This window comes from Paenibacillus sp. GYB003 (assembly GCF_036577625.1).
Classification (GTDB): Bacteria; Bacillota; Bacilli; order Paenibacillales; family NBRC-103111; genus Paenibacillus_AB.
Map to the genome: position 1 here is coordinate 1 of NZ_JARBDC010000057.1, position 13,234 is coordinate 13,234.

The following is a 13,234-nucleotide window of genomic DNA, read 5'->3' on the forward strand; positions in this document are numbered from 1 at the left end:
TATCGTCTCCAACCCGGCGCTGACGCTGACGTCGGCGACGTTTTCCGAGCGCGACCAGGAGCTGGAGCAGCAGATCAACGACGCCCAGACGAAATTCATTATGGGCAAAATCGACGAGGCCGGCTACTGCGCGACAAAGTGCGCGAAAGCCGCGCCGGAACGCTGCTCATGTTCGTCGTCGACGCCAGCGGCTCGATGCACGCCGCGAAGCGGATGAAAGCCGTCAAAGGAGCGGTGCTGTCGCTGCTTCGCGACGCCTATCGGCAGCGCGACCATGTCGGTCTGGTCGCGTTTCGCGGGAGCGGGGCGGAGCTGCTGCTGGAGGCGACCCGCAGCGTCGAGCTGGCGGGACGGAAGCTGCGCGCGATGCCGACCGGGGGGACGACGCCGCTCGCCGCCGGGCTGCTGGAAGGAGCGGACGCCATCCGGGTCGCGATGCGCAAACGGAACGGGCTCGTGCCGGCGATGATCGTCATTACGGACGGCAAAGCGAACGCATGCCGCGATCCGGACGGCGATCCGTGGCTGGAGAGCCGCGCCGCCGCGCGGCATATCGCCGCAGCCGGCGTGCAGTCGCTCGTCATCGACACGGAGCAAGGGTTCGTCCGGCTCGGCTTCGCCCGATTGCTGGCGGACGACTTGCGGGCGCGGTATTGCCGGCTGGAGGAGCTGGAGGCGGGTGCTATCGAGCGGGCCGTCCGCGGCATGAGGCGGACGTGACCGGTTTAAGTCCGCCGGGTCTCCATACGTTGTATCGGATCCATTTATCGGGAGAGTGATCGGGGATGAATATAACCGTACTGACGAGCGGAGAGACGGCGCAAACGCATTTGGCGGAGGCGTACCGGAGACTGACCGACGAACAGCGGAGCGAGCTTCGGCTCGTCGTGATCGATTTGGGCGACCGCCGGGCATCTTCCGTCCCGATCGAACAGATCGGACGAATGGCGGCGGAGGCCGACCTGATTTTGTTCGACGCGCACGGGGTTCGCAAAGAAACGGTCGCGGCCGTCTCCGCTATCGTCCGGAACGGCCCGGCGCATACCGTTCCGATCGGCGGCGATTCGTCGGACATCCGTTCGCTGCTTCGGCTCGGTACGCTGACGGCGGGCGATTTGCCGGCTCGGCCGATTCCGCGGGCGGACATGTCCGTACCGCCCGACAAGCGCGACGATTACCGGCGGTACGCGCTAATGAACGACTATTGGCGGGGCGGCGGAGCGGCCAACATGCTCGGCTTGCTTTGTCTCGCCGGCAAAGCGTACGGCGGCTGCGCGAATTTGCCGGAGCCGGCCGATCCGGTTTGCGTGCGCGAGCTTTGCGTCTTCGATCCGGCGAGCCGAACGGCGTTTTCGTCCCCGGACGAATATCGGGCGAGCCGCGGCTATGACGGCGGCCGGCCGACCGTGGCGCTCCTGTTTCTCGGCAACGGCAATCCGGATACGGCGGATTGCATCGGGCGGATCCGCGATAGGATCGAACCGTTTGCCGAGGCGCTGCCGATCGCGTTTCCGTCGGTCATGAACGTGCCGCTCGACCGGCTGCGCGAGCTGTTGTCCGGCGAGAAGGGGAAGGCGAGCCTGATCGTGAACTTTTTGCCGTTTCGACTCGGGATCGGACCTTCGGGCGAAACGTCGGCGAACGCCGCGACCATGCTGCAAGCGTTCGAAGCGCCGATGCTGCACCCGTTTTTCATGTCCGGGACGACGGAGGACGAGTGGGCCGGGTCGGTCCGCGGGCTGTCGCCGTCGCAGCTTCTCGTGCAGGTCGCGCTGCCGGAAATGGACGGCGGCATCGAAACGGTGCCCGTCGCCGCCTTGCGGCGCGAAGGGGACGATGCCGGGCTCGGCGTCGCCTTGAACCGGCTCGCGCTCATTCCCGAACGGGCGGAGCGGCTCGTTCGCCGCATCCGGCGGTGGCTCGAGCTGCAGCGCAAGCCGAATCGCGACAAAAAGCTGGCGCTTGTCGGCTACAACTACCCGCCCGGCGAATCGAACGTGTTCGGCGGCTCGTTTCTCGATACGTTCGCGTCTGTCTCGCGGCTGCTTACCTGGCTGAAGGAGCGCGGCTACGACGTGGAGGAGCTTTCCGCGGAGGAGCTGCGTACCCAATTCGCCGGCGGCGGTCTGGTCAATTCCGGGCAATGGACCGGGGAATCGGCCTCGGCCGGCATGATCCGCTACGCCGATCCGGGCTTTGCCGGCAAGCTGCGCGGCAAAGCGTGGGGCGAGGAAGCCGTCTCGCGCTGGGGCGAGCCCCCCGGAGACGTGATGACCGACGAAGGCGCGTTTCTCATTCCGGGGTTGATGAACAAAAACGTCTTTATCGGCTTGCAGCCTTCGCGCGGCATTCACGAGCATCCGGAGCGGACGGTGCACGACCGTTCGCTGCTGCCGACGCACCAGTATACGGCGTTCTACGAATGGATTCGCGACGAGCTCGGCGCCGACGCCGTCGTTCATATCGGCACGCACGGCACGCTGGAATTTCAGCGCGGCAAAGAATGCGGCATGTCGGGGGACTGCGTGCCGGACGAGTTGATCGGCGATTTGCCGCATATTTACTTCTACTATGTCGGCAATCCGTCCGAAGCGATGATCGCCAAACGCCGCAGCCGCGCCGTGCTGATCGGCTACCAGGCGCCGCCGTTCGCCGAGGCGGAGCTGTACGGGGAGTGGATCGATCTCGAGACGCTGCTCCACGAATACCGCGAGGCGGAGCAGCTGGACCCGGGTCGGTGCGAGGACGTTAAGCGGAAGCTGCGCGAGACGGCGGAAGCTCTCCAGGTTCGGGCGGAAACGCCGGAACGGTTGGAGGAGGAGCTGTACCGGATGAAACGGTCTCTCATCCCGAGCGGGCTTCATGTGCTCGGAGACGGCTATTCTCCGGAGGAGGCGGCCGCCCATATGCGGTTCGTGCTTCGTCACGAGCGGGGGGAAGCGCGCTCCTTGCGCGGCTTGCTTGCCGAGCGGAGAGGCTGGAACGCCGACGCCCCTGGCAAGGGCGTCCGTGCGGATGCGCTGGCGGAGCTGGACCTGGAGGCGGAAGCGCTCGTCCGCGCTTACATCGAAACGCGGCGGCTGCCGGCGGCGTACGCGGACGACGATCCGGCGCTGCAGGCCGAGCTGCTTCGCGCTCTGGCGTACGGCTACAAAGCGTACGCAAGCTCGATGGCGAACGAGGAGAAAGAAAACTTCTTACTCGCGCTCGAAGGCAAATACGTTCCCGCGAAGCTGGCGGGCGACGCGATCCGCACCCCGGACGTGCTTCCGTCCGGACGCAATCTCGTTCAGTTCGATCCCCGCGCCGTACCGAGCCGCACGGCGGCGGAACGGGGGGCGGCCGTCGCCGAGCAATCGATCCGGCAATACCGCGAAGCGCACGGCGACTATCCGAATACGACGGCGGTCGTTCTGTGGGGGATCGAAACGTCGCGGACGCAGGGCGAAACGATCGGGCAAATCTTGCATTATTTGGGCGTTCGCGTCGGCGGCGGAAGCGGGACGTTCCGCACCGAATACGAGATCGTGCCGCTGAACGAGCTCGGCAGACCGCGCCTCAACGTCGCCGTCCATATGACCGGCCTGTTCCGCGACATGTTTCCGAACGTGCTGGACGACTTGAACCGGTTGTTCCGCCGCGTATCCGAGCTGGATGAGCCCGACGAGCTGAACCGGTTTAAAGCCTGCTCGCGCAAAACGGCGGAAGAGCTGCTTGCCATGGGCTATGCCCCGGAGAAAGCCGCGGATTTGGCGTCCGCGCGCATGTTCGGTCCGGCGGAAGGCGAATACGGCACGACCGTCGCCCGCCTGGTCGAGACGAAACATTGGAGCGAGGAGGCCGAGCTGGGGCGCGCATACGCGGACAGCCAGCACTATGTCTACAGCCTGAACGAGCGCGGCCGCGCCGAGCCGGAGCTGTTCCGCCTTCATTTGCAGGCGGTCGACATCGTTTCGCAAATTCGTTCGAGCCATGAGCGGGAAGTGACGGATTCCGACCATTATTACGAATATTTCGGCGGGTTATCCAAATCCGTCGAGCTGGCGAAAGGCCGCAGCGTCGATATCCATATCGCGGACACGACCGGCGAGCGCGTCGCGACCGAGCCCGTGGAGCGTGCGATCGCCCGCGGCGTGCGCACCCGGCTGACCAATCCGAAATGGATCGACGCGCTGCTGGAGCATCCGTATCACGGGGCGCAGCAAATCGCCCGCCGCTTCGAATACGTGCTCGGGTTGGCGGCAACGACGGGGAAGGTGGACGAGTGGGTGTTCGACCGGCTGCATGACGTTTACGTCGTGGACGAGTCGAGGAGGCGCCAAATGACCGCAAACAACCGGTGGGCGTATCGCGACTTGGTCGAAACGCTTCTCGAAAGCGGGCAGAGAGGATACTGGCGGCCGGACGAGCAAGTGCTGGAACGGCTTCGTCAAACGTTTTTGCAGCTTGAAGGCGATTTGGAACGGACGACGGCCGGCGAAACGGGCCGGGCGGCGAACGCGGCGCATTGAACGATATTTTTCCGGCCCTTTGCATGCGCGATGCAAAGGGCTGTTTGTCGTCCGGGCGAATCCGTCGGCGGCTTATCGCTAGTCCGTCACAAGCCGAACGAAGTTTTGCGCCGTATTCGATAAAGGGTACTGCTTCAGCCAGACGAGCACCGATGCCGATTGCTGCTCCGAATCGGCGATTTCGTACGCGCGCACGGCGCGGCCTTTGTGCAGCTTCGCGACCGTTTCGGGCGCGATCGCGACGCCGAAGCCCGATGCGACCAGCTCCATCAGCAGGGCGACGTCCGAGCATGCGCAAACGACGTTCGGCTGCAAACGGCGGCGTACGAACTGCTCCATGACGAGATGATGCACCCCGAGCCCTTCCGTGCTGGGTACGATGAGCGGGAAGCGGCCGATCCGCTCGTACGTGATCGGTTCCGGTCCGGCTTCGAACGCGTTCGCGGCGATCAAGCAAAATCGTTCCGTTTGCAAATGGACAACGGAAAAGTCGGTGAGCTCGAGCGGCTGGCGGACGATCGCCAATTCGACGACGCGCTCCTTGACGAGTCTCAGCAGCTGGGCGGATTCGTTTTGCCGAATGTCGTACGCGACGTCCGGATACGCCTGCCGAAACCGGCGGAGCAGCTCCGGAAGCGCGTCGGACGACAGCGTATTGATGCCGATCGTCAGCACTCCTTTCGTGCCCGCGCCGACCTGCCTCACTTCGTTCTCCGCGTCCTCCAGCATGCCGGCGATGCTTAGCGCATGCCGGTACAGCGCTTGCCCGGCTTCGGTCAAAACGATTCCTTTGCCGACCCGCTCGACGAGCCTTACGCCGAGCTCCCGCTCCATCGTCTTCAACTGCTGGCTTAACGGCGGTTGGGCGATATGCAGCCTTTTCGCGGCGGCGGATATTTGCTTCTCTTCGGCGATCGCGATGAAATAGCGCAGCTGCCGGATATCCATAATCGATGCCTCCCGTACTATACGATTAACGTATGGATGTGCTACAAAAAGTATATTTTTCATATATGTCAATCTCATGGTAGCATAAAAGCGTACATCGCGACAGAAGGGGCCGCGAGGCAAGCCCATACGAACGGAACGGACACGAACGGAACGGACGGGTCGCTTCGCCCCGACCGCCGCACGACGAAAGGATGATGAACGCCATGAGCTCCCCCTCCTATTGGATCAAACACGTTCGCTTGGAAAGCGGCTATATGTACGAGAATGAAGCCGTCGTCGGGACGGAAACCGGGCTTTGCCATATGCGGATCGCGGACGGACGCATCGCGGAAATCGTCCCCGCCGACGAAGCGCTCTCCGACGATGCGCCGCAAGCCGACGCCGGCCGGCTATTGGCGCTTCCCGCCTTCGTCGAAAAGCACTGCCATCTCGACAAAACGCTGCTCGGGGATCGGTGGCGCGCACCCCGCCCGGCGGCAAGCCTGTTCGACATTTTCGAAACGGAAAAACGAACGCTGGACTCCGTCCCGACGACGACGTGGGAGCGGGCCGAGCTGCTGCTGGACCGAATGCTGCGTGCCGGCTCCACCCACATTCGCACCCACGTCGATTTGTACCCGGAAGCCGGTTTGAACAACTTGGAGGCGGTACAAGAAGCGTTGGCCGCATTCGAAGGGAAGTTGACGTCCGAAATCGTCGCCTTTCCGCAGCACGGGCTGCTGCGTTCCGGCTCGGCGGGCCTGGTCCGGGATGCGCTACGGCAAGGCGCCAGCCTTGTAGGCGGCGTCGACCCGGCGAATGTGGACGGCGATATCGAAGCGTCGCTGCGGCAAATGATGGAGCTGGCCGTCGAGGCGGATGCGGACGTCGACCTGCATTTGCACGATCCGGGCCATCTCGGGCTGTTCACGATCCAAAGGCTGGCCCGGCTTACGGAGGAGGCCGGCTGGCAAGGTCGGGTCGCCGTCAGCCACGCATTCTGCCTCGGCGACATATCGCAGGAGGAAGCCGGGGACGTCGCGGACATGCTGGCGGCGCTGCGTATCTCGGTCATCACGAGCGTGCCGGTCGGCCGGTCGATGCCACCCGTCAACCTGCTTCATGCCAAAGGCTTGCGCGTTGCCGCGGGGTGCGACAACATTTTCGACAGCTGGTCGCCCTTCGGCAGCGGAGATTTGCTGGAACGGGCAGGGCGTCTGGCGGAGCGGTTCGGTCGCAGAAGCGAAAAACAGCTTGCCGAAACGCTCGGCTTTATTACGGACGGTAAAACGCCGCTGCGGGAAGGAAGGCGGGTATGGCCGTCGGTCGGAGACGAAGCGAATATCGTATTCGTTGATGCCGGCTGTACGGCGGAGGCCGTCGCGCGCAGGGCGAGCCGGCAAGCGGTGATGCACCGGGGCAAGCTGGTTGCGGGCGGCTGGAACTAAACGCATCCGGCCACGAAACGGCGAATGCGAAGGAGGATACGAAATGACCGAAAGCTACTGGCTCGACAACGTCCGTCTCGAAAGCGGATACGAAATGGAAGACGCCCGGATCGCCGCGACGAAGACGGAACTGTGCCGCCTGCGGATCGAGGACGGCAAAATCGCGGACATTTCGCCTGCGTCAAGTCCGCTCGCGGCGGATGCGCGCGTCGCAGACGGGAAAGGCATGCTGGCGCTGCCGCCGTTTCGGGACATGCACATCCATCTCGACAAAACATATTACGGCGGTCCGTGGAAAGCGGTCCGCCCGGCGCCGCACGGCATTTTCTCGCGTCTTCGCGAAGAGGAGGAGCTGCTTCCCCGGCAGCTTCCCGTGGCGCGGGAGCGAGCGGAAAAGCTGCTCGGCCTGCTCGTTTCGCATGGCGTCACGCACGTGCGCGCCCATTGCAACATCGACCCGATCGTCGGACTCGCCAATCTGGAAGCGACCGTGCGGGCGCTGGAGACGTTTCGCGGAACATTGTCGGCGGAAATCGTCGCCTTTCCTCAGCACGGGCTGCTGCGCTCGAATGCGGTTCCGTTGGTCAAGGAAGCGCTGCGGCATGGCGCAACGCTGGTCGGCGGCGTCGATCCGGCGACGGTCGACGGCAATATCGAAGCGTCGCTGCAGGCGATGATGGAATTGGCGACGGAAGCGGGGGCCGGCGTCGATTTGCATTTGCACGATCCGGATCATTTGGGCGTCTTTACGATGCGGCGGCTCGCACGGCTTACGGAACAGGCGGGCTGGCAAGGCAAAGTAACGATCAGTCACGCGTTCGGCCTGGCCGGCGTTTCCGCGGAAGCGGCGGCGGATGCGGCCGATCTCTTGGCGGCTCTGCGCATGGACGTCGCCTCGGCCGTTCCGATCGGAGCGCGGACGATGCCGATTCCGATGCTGCATCGAAAAGGAGTACGGGTCCATCTGGGGCAAGACTCGATCACCGACCATTGGTCCCCGTTCGGCACCGGCGACATGCTGGAGAAGGCGGGCCGTTTGGCGGAATGCTGCGGCTGGAGCGACGAACGCGGCCTGGAAAAGGCGCTCGGCTTCATTACGGGCGGCGTTCTTCCGCTGGACGATTCCGGCAGCCGCGCATGGCCCGCGGTCGGGTCGGAAGCGAGCATGGTGCTGACGGACGCGAGCTGCGCCGCCGAGGCGGTAGCGCGGAGAGCAAAACGGAGAGACGTTTATTTTAAAGGGAAGCTCGTATCGTCTGCTTCGAATCGATAGTTCGGCTTGACAAGACATAAGTCCGAGGTACCGGAAGCTTCCGGTCGCCGGATCGCGAACCGCCGCCCATCTGCCGATTGACGGCTGCAGCGCATTGTCCGAGCCGGAAAAAAGACGGTTGACGAACTGCCGGCCGCATGGCAAATTAGGAGTGTTGCAGCGCCCGGCCATTCGACTGATTGACGCGGATAACCGGTCGCAAGCGAGCTATCGACCTTCGAACAGGAGTGAGCTTCATATGGCGGACCATCCGTTTACGCCGACCGTATATTGGAATACGATCGGCTCGCACGAACCCGCATTGTACGTCGAAAGCGGCGATACAGTGCAGACGACGACGGTCGACGCACGCGGCTGGGACAGCGCCGGGGACCAAGCCGCGGCAAGAGGCAATCCGATGACCGGCCCGATCCATGTAGCGGGCGCGGAGCCGGGGGATACGCTGGCGGTTCGCTTCGAGCGCATCGTGCCGAACCGGGAGTGGGCCTGGGCGTCCGACGTCCTGTCGCCGAACGTGGTCGATCCGGAGTTCGCCGCCCGCTTGCCGAAAGCGGACATACGGCGCTGGAAGGTGAACGCCGCGGAAGGCTGCGCCGAGCTGGAGGATGCTCGCGCCGGTTATTGGGCCGGGCGCCGGCTGCCGCTCCGCCCGTTTCTCGGCTGCTTCGGCGTCGCTCCGGCGCGGGGGCAGGCGATCTCGACGTCGACGTCGGGAGAGCACGGAGGCAATATGGATTATCGCGGCTTCGTCGCCGGCGTAACCGCATACTTTCCCGTGTTCGCTCCTGGCGCGCTGCTCCATCTCGGCGACGGTCACGCGCTGCAGGGGGACGGAGAAATCGCCGGAACGGGTTTGGAAATCTCGATGTCCGTGCGATTCACCGTTACCGTCCTGAAAGGGCGCGCGATCGGCTGGCCGCGAGGGGAGACGGAGGACCGCATATTCACGGTAGGCAATGCCAGACCGCTCGATCAAGCGCTGCAGTACGCGACGACGGAAATGCTGCGCTGGCTGACCGAAGATTACAAGCTGACGGTACAGGAGGCGAGCCAACTGCTCGGACAGACGGTTCGATACGAGATCGCGAACGTGTACAACCCGGCCTATTCGGTCGTATGCCTGATCGACAAAGCTTATTTGCCCGGCGTGGCGACGTCGTAGTCGGGGCGGACCAGAATGTCCGTACGCGGACCGGGTGCCGTAAGCTCCAGCGGCTTTGGCCTGTTGACCGGAGATCGAGCCGGACGGTATAATGAAGGCAAAGCGTAGTTTAAAAGGGAGTAGCCGATTCGGCAAAGTCGTCATTACGGAAGCATCGCGTTTCCCGGCTTTGCCGGCAGCGATACGTTGCAGGCGAGACTTTTACCCGTTCGAGGGTAAGGGTCTCGTTTTGTTTTTGCCCTCTCTTGACGCGGGATACGACTTAAGGGAGGAATGTCGGATGACACCAAAAAGGAAAGCGGCCGCCATGCTCGCCGCCGTCTTGCTTGCGCTCGCCGCATTAACCGGCTGCGGACTGCTGGACGGCGTGAACGAGACGATCGGCTACGTGAACGATGCGACCGGCTATATCAACGAAGCGACGGCTTTCGTCTCCGGGGCCGCCTCGCTTGCCGAACAGGCGGTTATGGACGAGAAGGCGCGCGAGCAGCTCCGGGCGAAGCTGGCCGAGATGAAGGCGTCCATCGCGGAGTTCAACCGGATCGAGCCGCCGGAATTCGCCAAATCGATTCACCGGCAGCTCGTGGAGCACAACGAAGCGCTGCGGATTAAATTGGACGCCTACTCCGAGCAAATCCGCAGCGGCAACTGGAGCTGGAGCGGCTCGGGCATCGCCGAGGCGGTAGCCCCGATAACCGCGCTGCTGGACAAAATCAAGGAGCTTCGGCCCGCCCCGTAAACGAGTAGAAAGCCTAATCGAGCCTTTCGCCGTTTTCGGGGTTGAAAAACAGCGCTTTTTGCATATCGATCACGATCGACATGGGCGACTCGGCGGGAAGCATACGGCCGGGAGCGGTTCGCGCTACGATCGGAGCCGGCGTTCGGACATCGAGGTGCACGAACCGGTCGGCTCCCATCAATTCGCTGTAGATGACCGATCCGCGGATGACCGCGCCTTGACCGGCGTCGCGGGCGTCGTCCACGCCGACATGCTCCGGACGGATGCCCAGCGTAACGGATCGGCCCGCAAGCCGGTCGACGGCCGGCGCTTTGGCGATACGACGAGGAATTTCCAGCGCGAAGCCGTTCGTACGAAATTCGAGCCTGCCGCCATGCTCCTCGAGTATTCCGTCCATAAAGTTCATCGGCGGCGAGCCGATAAAACCGGCCACGAACGTGTTCGCGGGGTTGTTGTAAATTTCTTCGGGCGTGTCGACCTGCTGGATGACGCCGTCCTTCATGACGACGACCCGGGTCGCCATCGTCATCGCCTCGGTTTGGTCGTGGGTGACGTAAATCGTTGTAACGCCGAGCTGCTTATGAAGCCGGATCAGCTCGGAGCGCATTTGCGCCCGCAGCTTGGCGTCGAGATTCGACAGCGGCTCGTCCATCAAAAACAGCTGCGGGTTGCGCACGATCGCGCGGCCGAGTGCGACCCGCTGGCGCTGGCCGCCGGACAGCTGCATCGGCTTGCGGTCGAGATACGCTTCGATTTCGAGCACGCGCGCCGCCCGTTTGACGGCGATGTCGATTTCGTGCTTCGGCATTTTGCGCAGCCGCAGGCCGAAGGCGATGTTTTCGTACACGGACATGTTCGGGTACAGCGCGTAGTTTTGGAACACCATGGCGATGTCGCGGTCTTTCGGAGGAAGCTCGTTGACGAGCACGTCGCCTATGTAAATTTCGCCTTCGCTGATGTCTTCGAGGCCCGCGATCATGCGGAGCACGGTCGATTTGCCGCAGCCGGACGGACCGACGAAGACGACGAACTCCTTATCCTCGATTTCCAGGTTGAAATGTTTGACGACACGCGGTTTGTTTTTGCCGTATTGCTTGCAGACTTGGTTGAGCGTTACTCGCGACATGAACCGATTACCTCCATTTATGCGGGTGATTGCAACGGGATTGGCGGAGATATGCAGCTCCGACATCCATTATATAAGGAAATGCCCGATCGTTTTGTTAAGATTGGTTAAATGCGGACTCCGCTCCGCGGGAGGGCAGCGGATGGATCTCCATTCAAGGACAATCCATGTTCGTTATCGCTCCGAGCGGGTCGATGCCCCCGGTTAAAAAGTCGCAATCCTTCTAAACGTTCAAAGAGTCGCTCCGCTATTCGATAGATTCCGAGCCGCCGAAAGGCGGTTTATTTGTTTGCCGACACAAAAGGATGGCGGACTTTTCCGGACGCGGCATATTCATCCGTTATGGCAAAATAACCGAAAAACGGCGGCACCGACCTATTTTGCCGAAAAACCGGTTCCAATCGTATACCGTCGGCATACATTGAATTATGCTTTGTCCTTGAATATAGAAATCTATCGGATAGGAGAAGCAAATCGTAACAGAATGGAAGGTGAAACGACACATGTCTTTCAACAACCTTGTGGTCAACGGCGATTTCGAATCCGGATTGTTGACCTCTTGGACATCCTCGAACGCAACCGTTACGTCGGCTCACAGCCACAGCGGATTATTTGCGGCAAGCTTGACGGGCGGAAACGTCAACTCCTATATTTCCCAATTCGTTCCAGTTACGCCCGGAATGAGGTACGAACTGTTCGTTTCGCTGGCCAACGCCGGCTTGACGCCGAACGCGTTCGCATTCGTTTCCGTCAACTTCTACGATGAGGCTTATAATTTCCTTGGGACCGGCCTGCTTGTCACGTTCTATAGCGGAAGAATTCCGAGTGTGTATAATGCGACTTGGCTGACGGCGAACCATCTGACATCCGTCGCACCGCCAACTGCGACACTGGCACAGCTGTATATAGGGATTCAGCCTCAGACAGGGACCTCAGATCTGATTGTCGACGACGTCCAGCTGTTGGAGTCGACAGGAACGCAAGGAGTTCCGGGTGCGACAGGCGCAACGGGTGCTACCGGTGCAACTGGGGCGACCGGTTCGACGGGAGCGGGCGTTACCGGAGCGACAGGCGGTACAGGCGCAACGGGTGCGACTGGAGCGACAGGCGACACGGGAGCGACTGGAGCGACGGGAGCAACTGGAGCGACGGGCGACACTGGAGCGACAGGAGCAACGGGAGCTACGGGTGAAACCGGAGCAACGGGCGACACTGGAGCGACAGGAGAAGCCGGAGCGACGGGAGCAACGGGAGCGACGGGAGCAACTGGAGCGACAGGCGACACCGGTGCTACGGGTAACACTGGAGCGACAGGAGAAGCTGGAGCGACGGGAGCAACGGGAGCGACGGGAGTGACTGGAGCGACGGGCGACACTGGAGCAACGGGTGACACTGGAGCGACAGGAGAAGCTGGAGCGACGGGAGCAACTGGAGCGACAGGAGAAGCTGGAGCGACGGGAGCAACTGGAGCGACGGGAGAAGCTGGAGCGACGGGAGCAACTGGAGCGACAGGAGAAGCTGGAGCGACGGGAGCAACTGGAGCGACAGGCGAAACCGGAGCGACGGGCGAAACTGGAGCGACGGGTGTGACTGGAGCGACGGGCGACACTGGAGCGACAGGAGAAGCTGGAGCGACGGGCGAAACCGGAGCGACAGGAGAAGCTGGAGCGACGGGTGTGACTGGAGCGACGGGCGAAACCGGAGCGACGGGTGACACTGGAGCGACAGGAGAAGCTGGTGCGACGGGAGCAACTGGAGCTACGGGTGAAACCGGAGCGACGGGCGACACTGGAGCGACAGGAGAAGCTGGAACGACGGGAGCAACCGGAGCGACGGGCGAAACTGGAGCGACAGGAGAAGCTGGAACGACGGGAGCAACCGGAGCGACGGGCGAAACTGGAGCGACGGGCGAAACTGGAGCAACGGGTGACACTGGAGCGACAGGAGAAGCTGGAGCGACGGGCGAAACCGGAGCGACGGGAGCAACTGGAGCGACAGGAGAAGCTGGAGCGACGGGTGTGACTGGAGCGACGGGTGAAACCGGA

Annotated in this window: 10 protein-coding genes and 2 pseudogenes; 10 read left to right on the plus strand and 2 right to left on the minus strand. The window is 62.8% G+C overall.

The window, feature by feature from the left end:
* The 3 genes and pseudogenes from PV407_RS18765 to PV407_RS18775 form a co-directional block, all read left to right on the plus strand.
* Nucleotides 1–217, plus strand: a pseudogene (locus PV407_RS18765) (hypothetical protein); the annotation flags it as partial.
* On the plus strand, nt 169–720 hold the full coding sequence (locus PV407_RS18770) for a vWA domain-containing protein (RefSeq protein WP_332091493.1): 552 nt from the start codon (nt 169–171) through the stop codon (nt 718–720). The pseudogene PV407_RS18765 and the gene PV407_RS18770, both read left to right, overlap by 49 nt.
* Nucleotides 721–785: 65 nt before the next feature.
* Nucleotides 786–4,511, plus strand: coding sequence for a cobaltochelatase subunit CobN (locus PV407_RS18775; RefSeq protein ID WP_332091494.1), 3,726 nt, complete (start codon nt 786–788; stop codon nt 4,509–4,511).
* 78 nt (nt 4,512–4,589) lie between these two features.
* On the opposite strand, the gene PV407_RS18780 is transcribed toward PV407_RS18775, so the two are convergent.
* Entirely contained in the window at nt 4,590–5,459 is an 870-nt protein-coding gene (locus tag PV407_RS18780; protein WP_332091495.1) for a LysR family transcriptional regulator, read from the minus strand.
* A 206-nt stretch (nt 5,460–5,665) separates the two neighbouring features.
* Here PV407_RS18780 and PV407_RS18785 point away from each other — a divergent pair, with 206 nt between their 5' ends.
* The 4 genes from PV407_RS18785 to PV407_RS18800 all read left to right on the plus strand — a co-directional run bounded on the left by PV407_RS18785 (nt 5,666) and on the right by PV407_RS18800 (nt 10,063).
* Nucleotides 5,666–6,889, plus strand: a complete 1,224-nt coding sequence (locus tag PV407_RS18785) for an amidohydrolase (protein WP_442951680.1) — start codon at nt 5,666–5,668, stop codon at nt 6,887–6,889.
* Nucleotides 6,890–6,932: 43 nt separating this feature from the next.
* Nucleotides 6,933–8,162 carry an amidohydrolase family protein gene (locus PV407_RS18790; RefSeq protein WP_332091497.1) on the plus strand — a complete coding sequence of 410 codons (1,230 nt, stop codon included), beginning with the start codon at nt 6,933–6,935 and terminating at the stop codon, nt 8,160–8,162.
* A gap of 238 nt (nt 8,163–8,400) precedes the next feature.
* Nucleotides 8,401–9,324: an acetamidase/formamidase family protein gene (locus PV407_RS18795; protein ID WP_332091499.1), complete on the plus strand. Its 924-nt coding sequence runs from the start codon at nt 8,401–8,403 to the stop codon at nt 9,322–9,324.
* Between the two features lie 280 nt (nt 9,325–9,604).
* Nucleotides 9,605–10,063, plus strand: coding sequence for a DUF6376 family protein (locus tag PV407_RS18800; RefSeq protein ID WP_332091501.1), 459 nt, complete (start codon nt 9,605–9,607; stop codon nt 10,061–10,063).
* Nucleotides 10,064–10,076: 13 nt separating this feature from the next.
* Here PV407_RS18800 and PV407_RS18805 read toward each other — a convergent pair whose 3' ends face one another.
* The gene (locus PV407_RS18805) at nt 10,077–11,189 is read right to left on the minus strand and encodes an ABC transporter ATP-binding protein (protein WP_332091502.1); all 1,113 of its coding nucleotides are present in this window, start codon (nt 11,187–11,189) and stop codon (nt 10,077–10,079) included.
* A gap of 503 nt (nt 11,190–11,692) precedes the next feature.
* On the opposite strand from PV407_RS18805, the pseudogene PV407_RS18810 reads away from it, so the two are divergent.
* From PV407_RS18810 to PV407_RS18820, 3 genes and pseudogenes are all read left to right on the plus strand, one after another.
* Nucleotides 11,693–12,145: pseudogene (locus tag PV407_RS18810) on the plus strand (NTTRR-F1 domain); the annotation flags it as partial.
* A gap of 430 nt (nt 12,146–12,575) precedes the next feature.
* Nucleotides 12,576–12,779, plus strand: coding sequence for a hypothetical protein (locus PV407_RS18815; protein ID WP_332091550.1), 204 nt, complete (start codon nt 12,576–12,578; stop codon nt 12,777–12,779).
* 120 nt (nt 12,780–12,899) lie between these two features.
* Nucleotides 12,900–13,211, plus strand: a complete 312-nt coding sequence (locus PV407_RS18820; protein WP_332091551.1) for a hypothetical protein — start codon at nt 12,900–12,902, stop codon at nt 13,209–13,211.
* The last annotated feature ends 23 nt before the right edge of the window (nt 13,212–13,234 follow it).